This window comes from Phenylobacterium sp. (assembly GCF_016793285.1).
Classification (GTDB): domain Bacteria; phylum Pseudomonadota; class Alphaproteobacteria; order Caulobacterales; family Caulobacteraceae; genus Phenylobacterium.
The window spans coordinates 1-20,100 of record NZ_JAEUMO010000150.1; the positions used below are offsets into that span (position 1 = coordinate 1).

At 70.4% G+C, this 20,100-nt stretch carries 17 protein-coding genes and 2 pseudogenes; 11 read left to right on the forward strand and 8 right to left on the reverse strand.

Translation table 11 applies throughout. The features are described from left to right. The 3 genes and pseudogenes from JNL41_RS13910 to JNL41_RS13920 form a co-directional block, all read left to right on the forward strand. Positions 1–181 (forward strand): annotated as a pseudogene (locus tag JNL41_RS13910) (methylmalonate-semialdehyde dehydrogenase (CoA acylating)); the annotation flags it as partial. A 153-nt stretch (positions 182–334) separates the two neighbouring features. After that, positions 335–1,765 (forward strand): NAD-dependent succinate-semialdehyde dehydrogenase, encoded by a 1,431-nt coding sequence (locus JNL41_RS13915; protein WP_293475869.1) that lies wholly within the window; start codon positions 335–337, stop codon positions 1,763–1,765. Next, positions 1,765–3,981, forward strand: a complete 2,217-nt coding sequence (locus JNL41_RS13920; RefSeq protein ID WP_293475871.1) for a molybdopterin cofactor-binding domain-containing protein — start codon at positions 1,765–1,767, stop codon at positions 3,979–3,981. Before JNL41_RS13915 ends, JNL41_RS13920 begins: the two co-directional genes overlap by 1 nt. Positions 3,982–4,048: 67 nt before the next feature. Here JNL41_RS13920 and JNL41_RS13925 read toward each other — a convergent pair whose 3' ends face one another. The 3 genes from JNL41_RS13925 to JNL41_RS13935 all read right to left on the reverse strand — a co-directional run bounded on the left by JNL41_RS13925 (position 4,049) and on the right by JNL41_RS13935 (position 6,676). Then, complete coding sequence (locus tag JNL41_RS13925) at positions 4,049–5,080, reverse strand: aldehyde reductase (protein WP_293475873.1); 1,032 nt, start codon at positions 5,078–5,080, stop codon at positions 4,049–4,051. Between the two features lie 84 nt (positions 5,081–5,164). Next, positions 5,165–6,016, reverse strand: a complete 852-nt coding sequence (locus JNL41_RS13930; protein ID WP_293475875.1) for a CDGSH iron-sulfur domain-containing protein — start codon at positions 6,014–6,016, stop codon at positions 5,165–5,167. Between the two features lie 108 nt (positions 6,017–6,124). Next, on the reverse strand, positions 6,125–6,676 hold the full coding sequence (locus JNL41_RS13935; protein ID WP_293475877.1) for a DUF308 domain-containing protein: 552 nt from the start codon (positions 6,674–6,676) through the stop codon (positions 6,125–6,127). Between the two features lie 352 nt (positions 6,677–7,028). On the opposite strand from JNL41_RS13935, the gene JNL41_RS13940 reads away from it, so the two are divergent. The 3 genes from JNL41_RS13940 (at position 7,029) to JNL41_RS13950 (ending at position 9,719) form a co-directional block, all read left to right on the forward strand. Then, a complete protein-coding gene (locus tag JNL41_RS13940; protein ID WP_293475879.1) occupies positions 7,029–7,370 on the forward strand; it encodes a hypothetical protein in 342 nt (113 codons plus the stop codon). A gap of 72 nt (positions 7,371–7,442) precedes the next feature. Next, positions 7,443–8,885: a cardiolipin synthase gene (gene cls / locus JNL41_RS13945; RefSeq protein WP_293475881.1), complete on the forward strand. Its 1,443-nt coding sequence runs from the start codon at positions 7,443–7,445 to the stop codon at positions 8,883–8,885. A gap of 84 nt (positions 8,886–8,969) precedes the next feature. Next, positions 8,970–9,719 carry an endonuclease/exonuclease/phosphatase family protein gene (locus JNL41_RS13950; RefSeq protein WP_293475883.1) on the forward strand — a complete coding sequence of 250 codons (750 nt, stop codon included), beginning with the start codon at positions 8,970–8,972 and terminating at the stop codon, positions 9,717–9,719. Here the strand turns inward: JNL41_RS13950 and JNL41_RS13955 are convergent. The 4 genes and pseudogenes from JNL41_RS13955 to JNL41_RS13965 all read right to left on the reverse strand — a co-directional run bounded on the left by JNL41_RS13955 (position 9,716) and on the right by JNL41_RS13965 (position 13,684). Continuing rightward, positions 9,716–10,369, reverse strand: coding sequence for a TonB-dependent receptor (locus tag JNL41_RS13955; protein ID WP_293475885.1), 654 nt, complete (start codon positions 10,367–10,369; stop codon positions 9,716–9,718). The genes JNL41_RS13950 and JNL41_RS13955 overlap by 4 nt on opposite strands. Before the next feature lie 49 nt (positions 10,370–10,418). Beyond that, positions 10,419–11,675 (reverse strand): annotated as a pseudogene (locus JNL41_RS22580) (TonB-dependent receptor); the annotation flags it as partial. A gap of 463 nt (positions 11,676–12,138) precedes the next feature. Beyond that, positions 12,139–13,113 carry a FecR domain-containing protein gene (locus JNL41_RS13960; protein WP_293475887.1) on the reverse strand — a complete coding sequence of 325 codons (975 nt, stop codon included), beginning with the start codon at positions 13,111–13,113 and terminating at the stop codon, positions 12,139–12,141. 55 nt (positions 13,114–13,168) lie between these two features. Beyond that, a complete protein-coding gene (locus JNL41_RS13965) occupies positions 13,169–13,684 on the reverse strand; it encodes an RNA polymerase sigma factor (RefSeq protein WP_293475889.1) in 516 nt (171 codons plus the stop codon). 165 nt (positions 13,685–13,849) lie between these two features. Here JNL41_RS13965 and JNL41_RS13970 point away from each other — a divergent pair, with 165 nt between their 5' ends. Genes JNL41_RS13970 through JNL41_RS13990 form a run of 5 tightly spaced genes read left to right on the forward strand, consistent with a single transcriptional unit; the run spans position 13,850 to position 18,119 of the window. Continuing rightward, complete coding sequence (locus tag JNL41_RS13970) at positions 13,850–14,533, forward strand: thermostable hemolysin (RefSeq protein WP_293475891.1); 684 nt, start codon at positions 13,850–13,852, stop codon at positions 14,531–14,533. Next, positions 14,530–15,984, forward strand: coding sequence for an AMP-binding protein (locus JNL41_RS13975; RefSeq protein ID WP_293475893.1), 1,455 nt, complete (start codon positions 14,530–14,532; stop codon positions 15,982–15,984). Before JNL41_RS13970 ends, JNL41_RS13975 begins: the two co-directional genes overlap by 4 nt. Positions 15,985–15,995: 11 nt before the next feature. Beyond that, positions 15,996–16,667 carry an iron-containing redox enzyme family protein gene (locus tag JNL41_RS13980; RefSeq protein WP_293475895.1) on the forward strand — a complete coding sequence of 224 codons (672 nt, stop codon included), beginning with the start codon at positions 15,996–15,998 and terminating at the stop codon, positions 16,665–16,667. After that, the gene (locus tag JNL41_RS13985; RefSeq protein ID WP_293475897.1) at positions 16,657–17,412 is read left to right on the forward strand and encodes an SDR family NAD(P)-dependent oxidoreductase; all 756 of its coding nucleotides are present in this window, start codon (positions 16,657–16,659) and stop codon (positions 17,410–17,412) included. The genes JNL41_RS13980 and JNL41_RS13985 overlap by 11 nt, the downstream gene beginning before the upstream one ends. Positions 17,413–17,423: 11 nt before the next feature. Then, positions 17,424–18,119, forward strand: coding sequence for a tetratricopeptide repeat protein (locus tag JNL41_RS13990; protein WP_293475899.1), 696 nt, complete (start codon positions 17,424–17,426; stop codon positions 18,117–18,119). 911 nt (positions 18,120–19,030) lie between these two features. Here JNL41_RS13990 and JNL41_RS13995 read toward each other — a convergent pair. Further along, positions 19,031–20,100: LysR family transcriptional regulator (locus JNL41_RS13995; RefSeq protein WP_293475901.1), on the reverse strand; the 1,070-nt coding region annotated here is incomplete at its 5' end.

The following is a 20,100-nucleotide window of genomic DNA, read 5'->3' on the forward strand; positions in this document are numbered from 1 at the left end:
GCCGATCCCCGTCCCCGTCGCCTACCACACCTTCGGCGGCTGGAAGCGCTCGGCCTTCGGCGACGCCAACCAGCACGGCATGGAGGGCGTCCGCTTCTGGACCAAGGTCAAGACCATCACCGCCCGATGGCCCGAAGGCGCAACCGAAGACTCCGCTTTCGTCATCCCCACCATGAAGTAGCCGACGTCTCTTCTATGACCCGACGGCATACTATGCGCCGACACTATGATTTCCGATCAAGGCTGGCGACGCCTAGGTTCGACCGTCACCCGTAATGGCGCGGGTCCGAATCCATCTGTCGGAGCTGAGCCTCCGCGTCCGGAGGCCGCCGTCTTGCCACTCTATCCCGACACCCAGCTCTATATCGGCGGCGCCTGGCGCGCGGCGCGCGACAGCCTTCCCGTCCTCAATCCCGCCACGGCGCAGCAGGTCGGCGCCGTGCCCGTCGCTTCGCGCGCCGATCTGGACGACGCCCTCGCGGCCGCCGCCGATGGCTTCCGTATCTGGAGCCGGACGGCGCCCGCGCGGCGCGCCGACGTCATCCTGCGGGCGGCGCGGCTCCTGCGCGAGCGCAGCGAGGAGATCGCGGAGACCATCACGCTGGAGCACGGAAAGCCGCTGACGGAAGCGCGCGCCGAAGTGATCCGCGGCTGCGAGTTCTTCGAGTGGGACGCCGGAGAGGCGCTGCGCACCTACGGCCGGGTCATCCCCAGCGCGCCCGGGATCAGGTACGTCGTGATCCACCAGCCGGTCGGGACGGTGGCCGCGTTCTCGCCCTGGAACTTCCCGATGAGCCAGCCGGCGCGCAAGGTCGCAGGCGCGTTGGCGTCGGGCTGCTCGATCATCCTGAAGGCGGCCGAGGAGACCCCCGGCGGCGCCGTCCACATCGCCCGCGCGTTCCATGACGCCGGCCTCCCGCCCGGCGTGCTGAACCTGGTCTTCGGCGTTCCCGCCGACATCTCCGGACACCTCATTCCGCAGCCGCAGGTGCGGCTCGTCGCGTTCACCGGCTCGACCGCCGTCGGCAAGCACCTGTCCGAACTGGCGGCCCGCCACATGACCCCCGTGCTGATGGAACTCGGCGGCCACGCGCCGGTCGTCGTCTGCGACGACTTCGATCCGGTGGCCGCCGGCGTCACGTCTGCGACGCGGAAGATGCGGAACGCCGGCCAGGTCTGCACCTCGCCAACCCGCTTCTACGTCCACGAGTCCATCTACGGCCCCTTCGCCAAGGCCTTCGCCGACAAGGCCGCATCGATCCCGGTGGGTGACGGGCTGGACGCCGGGACGCAGATGGGTCCGCTCGCCAACCCCCGGCGGGTCGATGCGCTCGAAGCTCTCGTCGCCGACGCCCGCCGCCGTGGCGCCAAGGTGCTCACCGGCGGCGAACGGCTCGACCGGCCGGGCTACTTCTTCCAGCCCACGGTCCTGGCCGAGGCGCCGGACGACGCGCGGGTCATGCGCGAGGAGCCTTTCGGGCCGCTGGCGATCATCAATCCCGTCGCGTCCCTAGACGAGGCCATTGCGAAGGCCAACGCGCTCCCGTTCGGGCTCGCCGCCTACGGCTTCACGCATTCGGCCCGCAACGCCGACCGCCTTGCCGAGGAACTGGAAGCGGGCAACGTCTCGATCAACACCCTGGAAGCCTCCGTCGCCGAGACGCCGTTCGGCGGCGTGAAGGACAGCGGCTACGGCCGCGAAGGTGGCGTGGAGGGGCTCTCGCACTACACGATCGTGAAGAACATCTCGCACCTGCTCGCCTGATGTCCCGTCCGACGCCCGGCGAGCCTCGTACTCGACCCGAACGCCCCCGGAAGCGCGGGTCGGGAACGCCGACGGACGAGGCGAGCCGCCGGACGATCCTGCGCGGCGGCGGCGCCTTCGTGCTTTCGACGTGGGCGCCGCTGCGCGCGATCGCCGACGAGGCGCGACCGGCGCCCGGCAAGGATGTGCCGGCGCCCAACGCGTTCATCTCGATCGGCCGGGACCACACGGTCACCGTGCAGATCAAGCATCTGGAGATGGGGCAGGGGATCGCCACCGGCCTCTGCACGATCGTCGCCGAGGAACTGGGCGCCGACTGGACTCAGATGCGCTACGCCTTCGCGCCAGCGAACACCAAGCTCTACAGCAACCTGTTCTTCGGGCCGATGCAGGGCACCGGCACCTCGACCTCGACCTCCAACAGTTGGATGCAACTGCGGCGCGCGGCGGCGGCGATGCGCGAGATGATGGTCGCCGCGGCCGCCTCGCGCTGGGCGGCGCCCGCCGATGAGGTCGAGGTGGCGGACGGCATGATGGTCCACCGCCCCTCGGGCCGCCGGCTTCGGTTCGGGGACATCGCGGACGCCGCGTCGCGCCAACCCGTTCCCGCCGATCCCCGCCTGAAGGCGCAGGCGGCCTTCGGGTTGATCGGCCGACCGCTGCGCCGGCTGGACGTGCCGGACAAGACGACGGGCGACACGCTCTACACCGTCGATGTGCGGCGACCGGGGCAACTCTACGCCACGATCCTCCGCCCGCCCCGGTTCGGGGCGAAACTCGCCGGCTACGATGCGACCCGGGCCCGCGAGATTCCCGGCGTCGTCGCGGTGATCGAAGCCCCGCCGGGCGTGGCGGTGATCGCGCGCGACACATGGTCGGCCATGCAGGGCAAGAAGGCCCTGGTCGCGCGCTGGGACGAGGCGGCCGCCGAGACGCGCTCCACCGACGAGATCATGGCGCACTTCAAGGCGCTCGCCGCGGGCCCGGGGCGTCCCGCGGTCGCCCGGGGCGACATGGACGCCGGCTTCGCCTCCGCGGTCAGGACCTTGGAGCTCGAGTTCGAGTTCCCCTACCTGGCCCACGCCCCGCTCGAGCCGCTCGCCGCGGTGATCCAGCGCCATGCTGACGGACGGGTCGATCTCTGGACGGCTTCGCAATCGCAGACGCTGGACCAGGCCGCGGTCGCCCGGATCCTCGGCATCGAAGCCGACCGGGTCGCAATCCACACCCTGCAGGCCGGGGGCTCGTTCGGGCGGCGCTCGGATCCCCGGTCCGACTACGTCGCGGAGGCGGCCGAGGTCCTCAAGGCCTTCGGCGGAAGCCGGCCGATCCAGGTGTTCCGCACCCGCGAGGACGACTTTCAGGCGGGCCTGTTCCGACCCATGGCATACCACCGGGCCCGTGTGGGGGTGACCGCCAGCGGCGACATCGCGGCCTGGGATCACGTCGTCGTCGGAAAGTCGATCACCGCGGGCACGGTCTACGAACCCCACACCATCCACGACGGGGTCGACGTCACGACCGCCGACGGGCTCACCAACCACCCCTACGCCGCGCCGAACTTCCGGGTGAAGGTCGTGCCGTCCCGCGAGGGCGTGAGCGTCACCTGGTGGCGCGCCGTCAGCCACACCCATACCGCCCACGCGGTGGAAGTGATCGTCGACGCCCTCGCCGAACTCGCGGGCGAGGATCCGGTGGCGTATCGGATGCGGCTCCTGGCCAAGGACCCGCGCCGCGTCGCCGCCCTCAGGCTGGCCGCGGACAAGGCCGGGTGGGGCGCGCGCCTCGCCCCGGGGCGGGGCCGAGGCGTCGCCGTTCACAGTTCACACGGGTCGTCGTTCGCCGCCGTCGCCGAGGTGTCCGTGACGCCGGGCGCGATCAGGGTCGATCGCGTGGTGGTGGCCGTCGACTGTGGCGTCGCGATCAACCCCGACAACATCCGCGCCCAGTTCGAAGGCGGGACCGGATTCATGCTCTCGTCCATCCTGAGCAACCGCATCACGCTTACGGCCGGCGAGGTCCAGGAACGCAATTTCGACAGCTATCAGCCCACGCGCCTCAGCGAGATGCCCAGGGTCGAAGTCCACATCGTGCCGTCGACGTTGAGCCCGGGCGGGGTCGGGGAACCTGCCGTCATCTGCGTTGGTCCGGCCATCGTGAACGCTGTTCACGACGCCACCGGCGAATGGCGGACGTCGCTTCCGCTGCAGGCCTGAGTCCCGCCTGCGGGTCAGGCGGACGGCGCCGTCGCGACCGGAAGACCTCGCGCTGCGGTCGGCGGAGTCAGACCTCGATCTCCCCGAGCGCGATCAGGCTCTCGGCGGACGCCACGATGGCCTCCTCCGCCGGCCGTGGAGACCAGCCGAGCACGCGGATGGCCTTCTCGCCGGTGGCGTTCAGGTTGACGCCGAGGATCGGAAGGATCCCCTTCATCGAGGGGTTCGAGGCCGCCGCGATGCGCACGAGGGTGTTCGGCAGCTCGCGGGTCGGGACCTTGTTCGCCGCCGGGCCCAGTCGCCGGCGCAGGATCCTGGCGACCTCGATCATCCAGAGGCTTTCGCCCGAGGTGGCCAGGAAGCGCTCGCCGTTTGCGGCCGGGTTGGTCATGGCGCGCAGATGCAGGTCGGCCACGTCGCGCACGTCCACGAAGCCGGAGTTGATCTTCGGCACGCCTGGAACGCCGTTGAAGAGGTTCTTGATCAGCGCAAGCGAGTGCGACGTGTCCGGACCGAGCGCCGGACCGAGGATTCCCGTGGGATTGATGGCGGCCAGTTCGAGACCGCGCCCCTCGGCCGCGACGTAATCCCAGGCGGCCCGCTCCGAGAGCGTCTTGGACTTCTGGTACGGCGGAACCTTCGCGCGCAGGTTCGTCCAGTCGGTCTCATCGAAGGGGCGCTTCATCGGCTGGTGGCCCATGCCCACCGCGCCGAAGGCCGAGGTGAGGACCACGCGCCTGACGCCGGCGTCGCGCGCGGCTCTCAGCACCCGAAGGTTGCCTTCGACCGCCGGCTTCACCCACTCGTCTTCGGTGACCTGGCTGCCCGAGGGCGTGGGCGACGCGCCGTGCATCACGAACGCGCAGCCGTGGGTCGCGTCGGCCCAGCCGTGGTCGGCGCTGAGGTCCGCCGTCGCAAACGAGAGCCGCTCGCCGGGGTCCGCGCCGCCCGTCTTGAGATAGGAGCGGACCTCTCCTTCGCGCGACGGCGTGCGGATGGTCGTCCGAACCCGGTAGCCCGCGTTCAGCAGGGCCAGAATACAATGCTGGGCGACAAACCCTGTGCCGCCGGTCACCAGCACCAGTCGTTGGTCTTCCAAGAATTCCTCCCCCGCCGTCAGGCCTTGCTGACGGGCATCCCGTGCCGAATTGCGCGGCTGCCGGTGCGCCACGGCAGCCGGATGTTACAGGCCGTCCTGAAATCTGATCGTCGCATGACTGCCGTCGCAGAACGGCTTGTTCGAGGACGCCCCACAGCGACACAGTGTTTGGCGATTGCGGATTTCGTAGCTCTCGCCGCTCGCGCTCTCGACGCGGATGCCGCCGCGCAGCACCAGCGGTCCGCTGGCCCCGGCTCCAGGGTCCTCGATCAGTGAAAGACTGACGGGCGACGGCTCCTCCGCCAGTTCGCCGGTCGCGCGATCCCACACCAGGAGCCGTCCCGAGGGACAATGGTGCGCCATGTACATCGTCAGTCTGGCGTGCTGCTCGCCCGGCTGCCGGACCTCGTTCCAGATGCCTTCGCCATTGTCGCAAAATCGCGCGAAGGCGCAGTACCGTTCATTGTCGGTCAGCGCGTAGCGAGGGCCGTCGATTTCCTGCGCGCTATCGAGCATGGGCTCGAAGGTCGCAGTTTCAGTCAGATCGACGTCAGCTCTGGCGTGACTGCCGTCGCAGTAAGGCTTGTTCTGCGAATGGCCGCATCGGCAAAGCCTTGTTCCGTCCTTGACGGCGAATTGACGGCCCTGCCGAAACTGCCAGGACTGTCCCTGCTCGTTGCGTTCGATCGTCTGCGTATGCAGCGGCGGAGCGCCTCTGATCAGGTATGGGCCGTCCTTCAGGATCACCACACTCACCGCGGGGTCGGCTTCCACCGATCCCTGCTGAACCTGCACAGCATCTCGTCTTTCCATGGCGGCCTCCACTTGTGGCTGTTCTCGGATGCAGAGCGGCGGCGCGCGCCGTGTATCGTTGGTCGCAAGCTTCCGGATGGTCTGCGCAGCTTCAGCGCGATGTTCGAACGCGGCGATCGCCACCTATGGGACCATCGTGCGTGACCGACGCGCTGGGCGAAGGATCGCCTTCCATTTCGGTCCCGCCGCAACCGGACGACATCGCGCGCCCGGCTCGCCGAGATCGAGGCGTCAGAGCCTGGCCAGTCCGCGAAGCTTCAGAGCCGCGACCGAAAGCAATACGCCGCGGAACACGAATGCGATCCCGACCACGCCGGCCAGCGCGATCAACGCAGCTCCCGGGCCCATGAAGATCGTCATCCAAAGGCCGAGGGCTATGTCCACGACCCCCAGAAGTATGAGCGAGATCCTGTTGCTCCCGATCCGAAAGGCCGCCGCGAGTTCGTAGAAGCCGGTGATCAGGAATATGATGCCGATGACCCAGGCGAGGCTGATGGCGCCGCTGAACGGGTCGGCCAGGCAGATGAACGCTGCGATCAGGATCAGCACGCCGAAAAGCAGATCGACCGTCTTGGCCCGCCATCCTGCGTCTCTGAACGCAGCGATCAGCGACGCTGCGCCGCCAAAGGCAAGGCTTGTGCCGAGCAGGAGGCCGGCCGCCAATGCGGTCGCGAAGGGGTGTGCGAGCGCAAAGAAGCCTATGAGCACCAGCAGCACGCCGTAAGCAAGCATCCACCCCCAACGATGACTTGCGGTAGAAATATCGGCCGTCGTCGCATTCATTTACGTTTCCCCCACGTACACGCACGGTATTGGCTACTAGATACTCGGTATTGGCGAGTAGAGTAGCGCCGGAATACGCCTATCGTTGAAACATCAGATCGAAATCCCCTGGCCGTCAAGGGGCCATATCAGGTCATGCGAACTTGACGCTGGAGGCTCAAATCTGTGTTCCGAAGCGGAACGCATTGCGCTGTTCTGCGTTCCGCGCGCGACACCTCACAGGCCCCGCCGCTGCGAGGATCGAGGCCGGATCCGGCATGTCGGTCGCGCTTTTTTGGGTGGGCTCCGGCGCGAAGGCGCGCAACTATGGAGCTCCAGGCTCGGCGTCGGGCCTTCGGGAGGGGCTTACTGTATGCGCAAATCCACCATCATCACCCTGGCGGCGCTTGGCTTGGCTCTCGGGGCCTGCTCGAAGGCCGCTGAGGACTCTGTGAAGGCGACGACCGATCACGCCGTGGCCGACGCCGAGGTGGCGACGGACAAGGTCGCGGCGGATGCCGGGGCGGCGGCGGCGGCCGCTGCGACCGATGTAAAGGGCGCCGCAGCCGATGCGAGCGCCGCGGCGAAGGGCGTTGCGGCCGATGCCGGCGCTGCAGCAAAGGATGTTGGCTCCGATGCAAAGGCGGCGGCTACGCGTGCGGTGACGGACGCCAAGGCTGTCGTGCATGAGGCGACCGCGCCGAAGAAGCCCTGAGTGTCCGATCTTCTTGCGTGGGCGACCCGGTTCGACGGAGTGCTCCGCCCGGAGACGGGGATCTTGGCCTAGATGATCCATGTGGAAGGTCTGGTCGCCTATGTCGTGGTGATCGGCGCGTGCTGCGCGCGCATATTGCTGAGGCGGCACCGGCAACCGGAGTCCCGGGTCGCCTGGCTGGCGGTAACCCTGGCGCTGCCCTACGTGGGCGTCGTGGCCTACCTGCTGTTCGGCGAGACCAATATCGGGCGAAAGCGCGCCGCCAGGCTGAAGCAGGTCTTCGCCGGCCTTCCGGCGCCGGGCCTGGTGGCGGGATCGGATGCGTCGGCCCTCAGCCCGCACGACCGCGCGCGCTTCGGCCATCTGTTCAGGCTGGGGGAGACCATCAGCGGGTACGCGCCGACCGGCGGCAACCGCGCGCGCCTGACCGAGGACTCGGAGGCGGCCATATCGGACCTGGTCGCCGATATCGACCGGGCCGTCGGCAGCGTGCATCTGCTGTTCTACATCTGGCTGGACGACGGCAGCGGGCGGAAGGTCGCCGAGGCCCTGAAGCACGCCGCCGCGCGGGGCGTGAACTGCCGGGTGCTGGTCGACGACGTCGGCTCGAGGGCCCTGACCAGGAGCGATCTCTGGCGGTCGCTGCCGGCCGCCGGCGTGCAGGTCGCCAGGGCGTTGCCGGTCGGCAACCCGCTCCTGCGGGTCATCGGGAGCCGCATCGACCTGCGGAACCACCGCAAGATCGTCGTGATCGACAACCGCGTCACCTATTGCGGCAGTCAGAACTGCGCGGACGCGGCTTTCCTGCCCAAGGCCAGGTTCGCGCCCTGGGTCGATATCCTGGCCAGGTTCGAAGGCCCGGTCGTGCGCCAGAACCAGCACCTGTTCGCGAGCGACTGGATGGGCGCCGGCGGCGACGACATCTCGCACATGCTGCGAGAACCCATGCCCGAGACCCAGGCCGGCGGTTTCACCGCGCAGGTCGTCGGCACCGGTCCGACGGTCCGCAATTCGGCCATGTCGGAAATGTTCGAAACCCTGATCTACGGCGCCCGGGAGAACCTCTTCATCACCACGCCCTACTACGCGCCGAGCGCGGCGTTGCAGGCGGCCATTCGCGCGGCCGCCAACCGGGGCATCGAGACGACGATCATCTTCCCGGCCCGGAACGACGACTTCGCGATCGCGGCGACGAGCCGAAGCTACTATCGGGAGCTACTCGAGGCCGGGGTCAGGATCTACGAGTACCAGGCGGGTCTCCTGCATTCGAAATCGCTCACGATCGACGGCGAGATCACCCTGATCGGCTCGGCCAACATGGACCGACGCAGCCTCGACCTGAACTACGAGAACAATATCCTGGTGTGCGACCATGAATTCACTCGTGCCGTCCGCGCGCGACAGCAGGATTATGTGGGCGACTGTCGCGAGATCACCCTCGCGGAAGTCGTGTCCTGGGGCGTGGCGAGGCAGTTGTTGCAGAACACGCTCGCGATCGTCGGGCCGCTTCTGTAGCCGGTCCGGCCACCGGCCGCGCCTGGGCGGGCCGCCCCCTCGTCCCATCGCTTCCAACGGCGCGGATGCGGAGCTTGCCGCGGGATGAACCTGCTGACGTGGAATATCCAGGCCTGCATCGGAACGAGCCGCTACCGCGACTACCTCCTGCGGGCCTATCGCCAGGTCATGCACACGCCGGCCAAGGCGGTGGTGCTGGAGCAGATCGCCCGGACGATCGCCGCCTATGACGTCGTCTGTCTCCAGGAGGTCGATCTCGGGGGGAGGCGCGCGGCCTTCCGCTCGCAGGTCGGGGATATCGCGGCGATGTCCGGACACGCTCATGTGGCGGTTCAGGAGAACCGGATCGTCCCGGCGATATCGCGTCACGGCAACGCCATCCTCAGCCGCGCGCCGCTGCGGGCCGTGCGCGACGTCAAGCTGCCCGGCAGGCTGGCGGGGCGCGGCTGCCTCGTGGCCGACGTGGAGGGAGAGACGCCCGTGCGGATCGTCTGCCTGCATCTGAGCCTCGGTCGCGCGGACCAGGAGATCCAGCTCGCGGCGGTGGCCGAAACTCTGAACGGCTCCGGAGCCTGGGCCGTGGCCGGAGACTTCAACTGCACGACGCGCAGCGCGCCGCTTCTGGCGTTCTGCGAGGCCACGGACGGCCGTATCCCGACTGTCTCTCCCCCGACGTTCCCCGCCTGGCGTCCGCGTCACGACTTCGATCATATCGTGGCGGGGGGCGCGCTGGAGCTCGAGGACTATCGCAGCGGGGACGCCGATCTCTCCGATCATCTTCCGGTGGCCGCGAGGGGCGTCCTCGGCCGGACCGCCGGCATCGTCCGACCTTAGAAGTTCCGGCCCACGGCAAGCCCGACCGTGCGGGGCCGCTGGGGCGTGGACAGCACCTGGCGGCGCAGCAGGAACGGGTTGCCGTACGCCAGCGTGTCGCCCCGGCGGTCGAGCAGATTTTCGGCGAACAGGCCGACGCTCATGGCCGGGGACGTCAGGGTCAAGGACAGGCGCAGATCGCCGTAGCCCCCCATGCGCGGCGCCGTTACGGCGTCGAACACCAGGCGCGAGGCGCCCACGTAGGCGTAGCTGGCTCGCGTCGAGAAGCGCCAGTCCGCGTCGAGGTCCTGGGCGTAGGCGGCGAACGCCACGAAGCTGACGCGAGGCACGCCGGGCAGGCCGCTGTCCGCGCGCGCGGGCAGGCCGGGCGCGGGCCGTCGCAACTCGGGCTCCTGAGCAGTCAGGTTGCCCCCCAACTCGAGCCCGCCCCGCGACCACTTCGCCTCCGCCTCGATCCCCCGGCTGCGACCCACGCCGAGGTCGGCGGTGAAGGGCAGGCCTGAAGGCAGCAGCAGGTCGGCCTGGATGTCGTTGCAGTCGGCCTGGAAGGCCGCAAGCCGCGCCGTCAGGCCGAGGCGGGGGGATTGCCACCGCGCGCCGGCCTCGTAGCTCCAGAGTTCGTCCCCGCCATAGCGCCGCAGGGGCTGCACGCCGCCGTCGCTCGCGAACGCCTGCCCGGGGGCCTCCCGTATTGAAGCCGGACGTCCTGTAGCCCTCCGCCGCCTGGGCATAGATCGTCAGGCGCGGCGCCGGTCGATAGGCGAGCACGAACCGCGGGGCCAGGCCCCGGCTGTGCGTCTGATCTGCGAACGCCCGAGGCGAGGCGATCGCCGACACGTCGGAGCGGGTCCGCAGGCGGGCCGCAAACAGGCGGCCGCCCAGTGCGAGGGTCCAGTTCGGCGTCAGGTCGTACGCGGCCTCGCCGAACGCCGCGGCCTCGTGCAGGCGGTCGCGCCGACGCTCGGCATAGCCGTCAGCGCCTTGCACTGTGCCGAGGGTCGCCGCCAGGCGCTGGTCGCCCTCCGACGCGAAGAGGCCGGCCTTCCACCGAAACGGGCCGCTTCCCGTCGATGCGGCGCGAATCTCACCCACCACGGCGCGGATCTCGTTGCGGTCGTCGAAGGCGCGTGGGCGGGTCCCTGCCGGGGCCAGGTCGGCGGGCGCGGCGGCGGCGTCGTAGGTCGTGCCGACATCGTGGTCGAGCGCGCCCAGGCTGGCGGTGACGCTGCCCCACGCCGGCGTCCAGTGGGCGCTCAGCGAGGCTGCGAGGAAGTCGTTGTCGTGCGGTTGGGCGATCGCTGACGCCCGCGCCAGCGGCCCGACTGCCGGATCGGCGTAGTGTGCGTCGCGCGTGGCGATGTTCTGCGCCACGACCATCGCGTCCAGGCCGAGGTCCGGCGCCGGACGCCATGACAGCGACGCGCGAGCCCCGCGGCGGCGGGAGCGGTCGATGTCGCTCAGCGATCGGGCCCGGTCGTCGATCGTCCCGCCTGCGGTCTCGGTCCATGCGACGACGCGCAGGGCGGCAGTCCCGTTCGCGAGGGGCGTGTTGAAGATGCCCTGGGCGCTGTACGACGGGGCTCCGTGGATCGTCGACGACACCGTGGCTTCAAGCCGGCCCGATCCGCCGGACGGATCGGGGGCGTTGGGTACGACGTGGAGGATCCCGCCGATCGATCCCGCCCCCCAGAGCGAGCCCTGCGGTCCCCGCAGCACCTCCACGCGCGCCACGTCCGCCAGGGGCAGATCGGGGTCGGGGGCGTTGTAGGTGAGGCGAAGATCGCCGAGGTAGAGGCCGACCGTCGACTGCGTGTGGCCGGTGAGCGGCCCGTCGGAAAGGCCGCGGAGGATCACCTTGTCGCGGCCGGGTGCCGAGGTTGGTGACCGTGACCCCGGCGGCCAGCAGCGGGAGGTCGCGGACGTCGGTGACCCCGGCCCTGGAGAGCGCGGGACCATCCGCAGCGGTGAGCGCGGAAGGCGTCTGCGAGAGGAGTTGCTCGGTCTTGTCGGCGGTCACGACAGTTTCGGCGAGGTCGGTCGGCGGGCGGGGCGCAGCCGGAGCGGGGGCGGCCTCGCGCGGGGCCGGCCGCGCCGACAGGATGACGATCGTGCGCGCGTTCGGCCGCCGCGCCTCGCAGGAGGAGCCGGCCAGGAGGCGCGCCAGGGCGGCCTCGACGCTCATGTGTCCCGCCAGGCCGGCCTGGCCGCCGCAACGGGCGCCAGGCGCGAACCCCAGCGAAAGGCCGGCTTGCGCCGCGAGCGCCATGAGGGCGGCTTCCCGGGGCTGCTCGGGGATCGAGAGGGGGACGTCGGCTGCCTCGGCGGCGACCGGGATGGACAGGATCGTCGCCGCGGTCAGCGCGGTGAGCGGCCCGCGCAACGGCGCGTCTCGCATGGACGATCCCAGTCTACCGCGCCTCTAGCGACGCATGCTGAGTCGCACCCTATCGGGTTGGCGCTCGACCCGCACGGGCAGGAATGCCGCCAGGCTGTCCAGCATCGCCTCCTGCGTTCCGATGCTCAGGGTGGCGGTGACCGGAAGCGCGGCGGCGTCGGCGGCCACCTCGATCCGGCGTCCCGGATAGCGCGAAAGGACGCGGGCCACCTCGTCCAGGCGTTGCCCCTGGAAGACGAGTCGCCCCGTGGTCCAGGCCAGCGCAGCGTCCGGATCGACGCGGGCCGTCGTGTCTGCCGCGACGCCGTGACGGTGGGTCAGGGCCTGACCCTTCGTGAGGCGCGCGACCGGCCGGACCTCGTGGGTCGGCCGCACCTCGACGACGCCACGGCGGACGGCGACGGTGACGTCGTCGCCCTGGCGCAGGACGTTGAACTCGGTGCCGACTACCCGGATCTCGCGTTCCCCGGCGTCGATCAGGAAGGGACGGCCTGGGTCCTTGGCCACGTCGAAGACGGCCTCGGCGTCGGCCATCACCACCCGCCGCTCGCGCCGTCCCAGCGTGGCCGAGAGGTGCGAACCGCCGTTGACCGTGATCCTGGTGCCGTCGGCCAGCGCCACCACCTGTCGCTCGCCCGGCGCGGTGTCGATGACCCGGGTCCGCCCGGTCCCGCCCTCGAGGCCCGGCCAGACGGCGATCGCGGCTGCGGCGAGGCTCGCGGCGACCGCGCCGCCGCCGGCCCAGAGGACCGCGCGCCGCCCGGTCCGTGACCGAAGCCGTGCGACGTTGGTCGCCGCCGAGGCCGGCGCCGCGTCGAGATCGCCCCAGACCTGCTCCACGGCCTCGTAGGCCCGCGGGTGGGAGGGGTGCTCCCCAAGCCAGGATTCGAACGCCAGCCAGTCGGCGTCGATGGCGTCTTCCGCGGCGAGCCGCACATGCCAATAGGCGGCGCGATCGCGCACGGCCTCGGGGTTCGGCGACTTGTCGGGCGCGCTCATGGCGAGACGGCAACCTCCTGGCGCATAGACGACGCCGGGGGCGGCGGACCGCAAGTCATCGGCCGACCTCCGCGGCGAGCGTCTTCAGCGCCGTCATGATGTACTTCTCGACCGAGCTGCGGGACACGCCCATCCGCGCCGCGACTTCGGCGTGGCCCAGGCCGTCGAACTTGTGGAGGCGGAACGCCGCAGCCACTTGCGGAGGCAGGCCGTCGAGCGCGGCCAGCAGGCGCCGCAGGCGCTGGCGCGCGGCCACGGCCTCGTCGGCAGGCGGTTCCTGGGCGATCGGCTCCGGCCCGTCGCCGCCGGCGGCCTGGCCCCAGGCGTCGTCGCGCGCGGCGGCCCGGCGGCTCGCCTTGGCGCGATCGAGCATCAGGTTCGAGCCCATGCGGTACAGGAAGGCCTCGGCGCTGCGCAGGTCGGCCGGGGCCTCGATCTCGACCAGCTTCACATAGAGGTCCTGCACGATGTCTTCGGCGGCCGCGCCCGATCCCGTGCGCAGCGTGAAGAAGCGGACGAGGTCTGCACGCTTTCGCAGGTAGGCGGCGATCAGCGGTGGCGGATCGGCCATTGGGCGGGCGCACTCCGGAGCGGACAGGGCACGACTGTTCCGGAATTCACCCCTGCCGCGCAACCCGCACGTCACTCACCCGGCGATGAAAACGTCGCAGCCGGTTGAGGAGGGCCCGCGATCGCGTCGTCTGAGGGTCGAGGGGCGCCAATCGGAGGTGCGAATTTGAGTGAGCCAGCCCGCGCGACCAGTGACGGCGACAACGTCCTGCATCTGCCGTTACCCGCGCCACGGGTCGTCGTCGTCGGACGTTCCCACCCCGACCGCCATGAGATCGAGGCCTTCGCGAGCGCCCGTTTCGCCGCGGCCTACGACGCCAGGGTCACTGCGGACCATCCCATGATCGCGGCGCTCCGGGCGCCGGACGGGACCCTGCTCGCCTCCGCCGGCCTGCGACTGGCCGAGACCGGGCCGCTGTTCCTGGAACGCTACCTGGACGCCGCCGTCGAGCACGAGGTCGAACGCGGGCTGGGCGTCGTGGCGCCGCGGGAGTCGATCGTCGAGATCGGCGCCTTCGCCTCGACGCATCCTGCCTGGTCGTTGCAGCTCTTTGAGGCCCTGCCGCCCTGGCTCGCCGGTGTCGCCGGGCGCCGGTTCGCCGTCGCGACGCTTCGTCCCGAACTCGCCCGGGCCCTGGGGCGCGCCGGCTTCGGCCTGCGCCGGCTCGCCGACGCTGATCCCGAGCGGCTGGGCGCCGAGGCGGCGGCCTGGGGCAGCTACTACGCCGGCGCGCCGAAGGTCTACGCGGGGCGCGTGACGGCGGGGGCCGCGCTGGCGGGACTGCGCGACCGCCTTCGGACGAAGGCGATGGAGCGCCAGGCGCGCCGCCGGACGAGGGCCTGCGCATGAGCCTGGTGCTGGAGGCCCTGGCGCGGCGCGCCCGCGAGACGCCGACCGTTCCCATCCTCACCGATGGCGACAGAACCTGGGACTGCGCTGGTCTCGAGCGGGAGATCGAAGCGGTCGCCCTGCGGCTGGGCGAACTCCTCGGCGCCGCGCCGAGCCCGCGTCCGGTGGCGCTCGCACTCGACAACGGGCCGGCATGGGTGGTGCTCGACCTGGCGCTCATGGCGCTCGGCCGGCCCTGCTTGCCCCTGCCGCCGTTCTTCACGCCGGAGCAGCGCAGCCACGCGATCGCCGATGCCGGCGCGGTGCTGCTCCTGAGCGCACCCGCCGCGCCGGCGTCGCCTGTGCTCGACGTCGCCGGACAGGTCGTGGCGGCCCAGCGGCTCGGCGTGCCGCCCCGGACGCTGCATGCCGGGACGGCCAAGATCACCTATACGTCGGGATCGACCGGCACGCCGAAGGGTGTGTGCCTTTCGCAGGCGCAGATGGAGGCGGTTGCGGCCTCCCTGGTCCACGCGATAGGCGCCGACTACGCCGGTCGCCACTTGGCGGTGCTGCCCCTCGGGGTCCTGCTGGAGAACGTCGCAGGTCTCTATCCGACCCTGCTGGCGGGCGGGTGCTATGATGTCCGGCCGCTCGCCGGCCTGGGCTTCGGGACGGACGGGCGCGCAGACCTCATCCGTCTGGCCGACGCCGTCGACGCGGCTGCGATCACCAGCTTGATCCTGGTCCCGGAGCTGCTGCGCGGCCTGATGGCGGTGCTCGACGGCAGCCGTCGCCGCCTCCCGTCGCTGCGGCTGGTGGCGGTGGGCGGGGCCAAGGTCGCGCCACAACTGATCGTCGCCGCCCGCGCCCTCGGTCTCCCGGCCTACGAGGGCTACGGATTGAGCGAGTGCGGCTCCGTCGTGGCCCTCAACACGCCCCGCGCGGACCGCCCCAAGAGCGTGGGCCGGATCCTGCCGCATCTCTCGGTCGTCATCGCCGACGACGGCGAGATCGTCGTCGGCCCCCGGCCGTTCCTGGGATACGTCGGAGGACCGCCGCAGACCGCCGCGTGGCGCACGGGCGACCTCGGCGGGCTGGACGATGGATGGCTCGCCATAACGGGCCGAAAGTCCAGCGTCCTGATCACGGCCTACGGCCGGAACGTCTCGCCCGAGTGGGTCGAGAGCGAACTCCTGGCCGAGCCGGAGATCGCCCAGGCGGCGGTGTTCGGCGAAGCGGCGCCCACCCTCTGCGCCTTGCTGGTTCCGAGCCGCGCCGATCTGCCGCCGGGCGCCGTCGCAGGGGCGGTCGAGCGTGTGAACGCACGGCTGCCGGACTACGCACGCATCGGCCGATGGGCGGGAACGTCGCCCTTCGCCGCGGCGCGCGGCGAGGTCACGGCCAACGGCCGCCCGCGCCGCAAGGTCCTGCGCGCAGCGCACCACGCCTTCATCGAACCCTCACTCTGAGAGCCGATCCCATGTCCTTCTTCGCAGAGCTCGAGCGGGTCACGGCCCCCGAGCGCACCGCCCTCTACGGCGTCCGGCAACTGGTCGACGGCGTGCAGGGACACATCACCCGGGACACCTACCTGGCCTATCTCGCCCAGGCCTACCACCATGTGAGCCACACCGTGCCGTTGCTGCGCCGCGCGCGGGACGGGATGGACCGCGCGCATGCGCCCTTCCGTGCGGCGCTCAGCGAATACATCTCCGAGGAGACGGGCCACGAGCAGTGGATCCTCAACGACATCGCCCGCGCCGGCGGCGACGCCGAGGCGGTCCGGACCGGCGCGCCCGCGCCCGCCACCGAACTGATGGTGGCCTACGCCTACGACTACGTCGGGCGGGTCAATCCGATGGGGATGTTCGGGATGGTCTACGTGCTTGAGGGCACGAGCATCGCGCTCGCCACCGCCGGCGCATCGGCCGTGGCCAGGGCGCTGGGCCTCGGCCCCGAATGCTTCTCGTACCTGTCCTCGCACGGGGCCCTCGACCAGGACCACATGGCCTTCTTCGCCAGCCTGATGGACCGCGTGGAAGACCCCGCCGATCGGGCCGCGATCGTGCATGTGGCGCGGCGGGTGTTCGTTCTCTTCGCCGACATGTTCCGCGCCATTCCTCACACGCAGGAGCTCGCCCATGCGGTTTGACGGCGAGAGCATCGCGATCACCGGCGGCGCCGGCGAACTGGGCGGCCGCATCGCCAGGCGGCTGTCGGCGGCCGGCGCCGACGTCACCGTGCTGGACCGCCAGCCGCCGACGCAGTCGGGCCTGCGGTTCCTGGCGTGCGACCTGTCGACGTCCCTGGGCGCCGACCTGGCGGCGGAAGAGCTGGCCCGCTTGCCGTGCGATCGGCTGATCCACCTGGCGGGCGTCCAGTACTTCGGGCCAGCCGAGGCCGAGCCGGCGGACCATCTGGTCCGGACCGTCAACATCAACCTCCTCGCGCCCATGCGGCTCTCGCAGGCCGTGCTTCCCGCCATGCGCCGCAGAGGGCGTGGCCAGATCGCGTTCGTGGGCTCGATCTTCGGATCGATCAACTTCGCGCACTTCGCCAGCTACTCCAGCTCGAAGGGCGGCTTGCGGGCCTACAGCCAGGCCCTGCGGCGCGAGCTGTCGGGATCGGGCGTCGACGTCACCTACGTTGCGCCGCGCGCCGTCAGGACGGCGTTCAACTCGCCCAAGGTGCTCGAGTTCGCCGCGCTCACCCGGATGGCCATGGACGATCCCGACCGGGTGGCGGCGCGGATCGTCGAGGCTGTCGGCGCGCGGCGGCGCGACCTCTACTTCGGCTTCCCGGAGGCCCTGTTCGTGCGCCTCAACGCCATGGCGCCGCGGCTCGTGGACCGCGCGCTTGCCCCAAGCGACCGCCGCGTGGCGGCGCTCTTCGAGTGAAGGATCTGCCCATGAAGACGTTCAAGGCCTTCGCCGCGCCCCTTCTCGCAGCCTCCGTCCTTGCCGCCGGCGTCCCCGCCCCCGCGGCCGCCGCCGGGGCGGGCGCCGCGACGGCTCAGCCTGTCGACCTGGAGGACCGCCTCGACCTGCTGGCGCACGGGTGGGATCACGTGAACTACGAGGTGCATGGCGCCGCCAGGGCAGATGCCGCCGCCGCGCTCGCCGCCCAGGCCGACGCCGTGGCGCGCCGGTATCCCGGCCGCGCCGAGCCGCTGGTCTGGAAGGCGATTGCGCTCAGCACCGAGGCGGGCGCCAAGGGCGGCCTAGGCGGTCTCTCGCTCGCCAAGGACGCCAGGGCCGTGCTCGAGCAGGCGGAACGGCTGAACCCAAACGCCCTCGGCGACGGCTCGGTTTATACGAGCCTGGGCTCGCTCTACTATCAGGTCCCGGGGTTCCCGGTCGGCTTCGGCGACAGGAACAAGGCGCAGGCCTACCTCAGGAAGGCTCTGGCGCAGAACCCGGCCGGCCTCGATCCCAACTATTTTTACGGCGACTTCCTGTTCCGGCAGGGCCAATATGCCGAGGCCGAGAAGGCGCTGCAGCGGGCTCTGGCCGCTCCCGCCCGCCCGGGTCGCGAGATTGCGGATCGCGGACGGCGCGCAGAGGCGGCCGCCCTGCTGGCCCAGGTCCGCGCGAAGCGCGGCTGAACCCGGCGCCGATGCCGACTTGGCGTGCAGAGGGCTGACCGGCGGTCCGGTCGAGCCGCTGGTGGTCGGAATCGCCAAGGGATGGGCGTTGGCTGCTCAGCCGATGAGCGGAAGGATCCTCGATCCGACGTGGTCCTGGTGGCGTCCGACAGCCCCGACCGCGACACGATCGAGAGCCCGAGGGAAGCGACCGAGGCGGCGCCCGGCCGCGATGTTCGTCGATCGCTCCGAGTCGGGCCTGGCCGAGGCCGCGGCGCTGGCAGGGGTGTCGGCCTCTCGGCGGCGCGGGTGCCGACTCGCGGAGTCGCCGCGCCCCGCAAACTCCATCACGGTTCTGCCTGAGTGGTCGCTAGGATGCGGTGCGGGCGGGTTTGATGACACCCGTGTCCAGCCGGGCGTCGGTCTAGGTGAGAAAGAAGACGGAGAGTCTGTCGCGAAGGAGTGGCCTTGGATGGCGTGGGCTGCGCGGGGACATCGCGTACCCGTCGCCTGGATCAGGGACGGCGGCCCTCCGACTGACGTTCGTGCCATGCTGGGGGGCAACTATGCACCTGGCCCTGGCCTCCCACTCAAGTGGAGCCGTCCTGAGCGCCCGGGGGACCGCGGCTGTGGGCGCTAAGCGGGCAACGGGTCGGACCTGGGCTGTTGGCTCCCTACAAGCCAAACGCCACCGGCCTCTGCGTGACGAAGCAATACCCTGGCGGAGCGAGCCTTGCGCTGCGCCTGAACCCGGCCAGTTTCGTGTCCGAGGAAGACCCGGCAGGCAGGAACACGAGAAAAACTGTTGCGAAGTCAGTTGGATAACGCGCTACCGCGTGGTCGACAAAGCGCCGGTCACGGCATGATCGATCCTGCCAATCTCGAAGGCCTCGGCCTGGAAGACCTCAGGACGGCCTACTGAGAGCTCACAGCTAGGTCGCCAAGGCAACCCGATGTGGAAGCTCTAACCCGGCTTCCAGTAGCAGCCCCCTGAACCAGGCGTGCGCAGGATCACGTTCGACGGCGCGCGCCCAGTAGGCGGTTAGGTTGATCGGGGAGAGCGGGAAGGGAGCGTCCAAGATGTCTATCTCGTGGCTTCGTTGGAAGCGCTCGGCGAGCCGGCGCTGAACCAACGCCAAGGTCGGCGATGCCTCGACGATGCCAGGCAGGCTGAGAAATTGCTGGACCATCACCAGGTCGAGCTGATGGACGCCGATCTGGCGGAAATTCACGTCCTGATGGGTTGCTGTGTTTTTCGGCGACATCCGGAAGCGCGCGTGCCTGCTGGCCTCATAGACTTCACGGGTCAGAGGCCCCTCGAATGTGCGGTGCTTGCGCGAAGCGATCACCACCATGTCGTCTTCGAACAGAAGCGCTGAGGAGATGTCGCGGCTCAGGCCTGTGGCGGTGCCGTCGGGGATGGCCACGACGTCGACTGTGCCGCGGACGATCTGGGATTGGAGGTCTGTCGGCACATCGACGAAATGGACCGAAGCGCTGGGCGCTTGTTCAGCGAACAGCCGGGCGAGGGCGGGGGCCAGCAGGAAGGTCACATAGTCGGCGGTGGCCACCACGAAACGGCGCGTCTCCGTCGAGGGATCGAACTCAGGGGGGCGCAGCAGGCTCTCGACCTCGAGGCAGGCCCGCTCGGTTTGCTCGATCAGCTGGGCGCCCTTCTCGGTCAGTTCCAGCCTGCGGCCGACCATCACCAACAGGTCGTCGTTGTAGGTCTCGCGTAAGCGCGCCAGAGCGGCGCTGACGGCCGACTGGCTGAGGCCAACGATCTCCGCGGTCTTGCCGACGCTTCGCGTACGCAGAAGCTCCCGCAGAATCGGCAGGAGGTTCAGGTTGTGGCGGCGTAGCAGCAAATCGGATTTCCCAAGGCCATGTCGGCCGGCGGCGCGGTCAGCTTGAGGAAGCTTGCGCCAGTTGTCGACCTTGCGCGCCAAGACGCGCGGGGCCCACGAAGGCGGGCGGCAATGTCCTGCGGTTGCGGCGCGCG

What these genes read in the sequence shown, in the direction of transcription:
- JNL41_RS13960 (WP_293475887.1), bottom strand. Translation starts at nt 13,113, where the DNA reads ATGAGCGCGCCCGACAAGTCGCCGAACCCCGAGGCCGTGCGCGATCGC.
- JNL41_RS13980 (WP_293475895.1), top strand. Translation starts at nt 15,996, where the DNA reads ATGTCCTTCTTCGCAGAGCTCGAGCGGGTCACGGCCCCCGAGCGCACC.
- JNL41_RS13935 (WP_293475877.1), bottom strand. Translation starts at nt 6,676, where the DNA reads ATGAATGCGACGACGGCCGATATTTCTACCGCAAGTCATCGTTGGGGG.
- cls (WP_293475881.1), top strand. Translation starts at nt 7,443, where the DNA reads ATGATCCATGTGGAAGGTCTGGTCGCCTATGTCGTGGTGATCGGCGCG.
- JNL41_RS13965 (WP_293475889.1), bottom strand. Translation starts at nt 13,684, where the DNA reads ATGGCCGATCCGCCACCGCTGATCGCCGCCTACCTGCGAAAGCGTGCA.
- JNL41_RS13940 (WP_293475879.1), top strand. Translation starts at nt 7,029, where the DNA reads ATGCGCAAATCCACCATCATCACCCTGGCGGCGCTTGGCTTGGCTCTC.
- JNL41_RS13975 (WP_293475893.1), top strand. Translation starts at nt 14,530, where the DNA reads ATGAGCCTGGTGCTGGAGGCCCTGGCGCGGCGCGCCCGCGAGACGCCG.
- JNL41_RS13950 (WP_293475883.1), top strand. Translation starts at nt 8,970, where the DNA reads ATGAACCTGCTGACGTGGAATATCCAGGCCTGCATCGGAACGAGCCGC.
- JNL41_RS13990 (WP_293475899.1), top strand. Translation starts at nt 17,424, where the DNA reads ATGAAGACGTTCAAGGCCTTCGCCGCGCCCCTTCTCGCAGCCTCCGTC.
- JNL41_RS13920 (WP_293475871.1), top strand. Translation starts at nt 1,765, where the DNA reads ATGTCCCGTCCGACGCCCGGCGAGCCTCGTACTCGACCCGAACGCCCC.
- JNL41_RS13985 (WP_293475897.1), top strand. Translation starts at nt 16,657, where the DNA reads ATGCGGTTTGACGGCGAGAGCATCGCGATCACCGGCGGCGCCGGCGAA.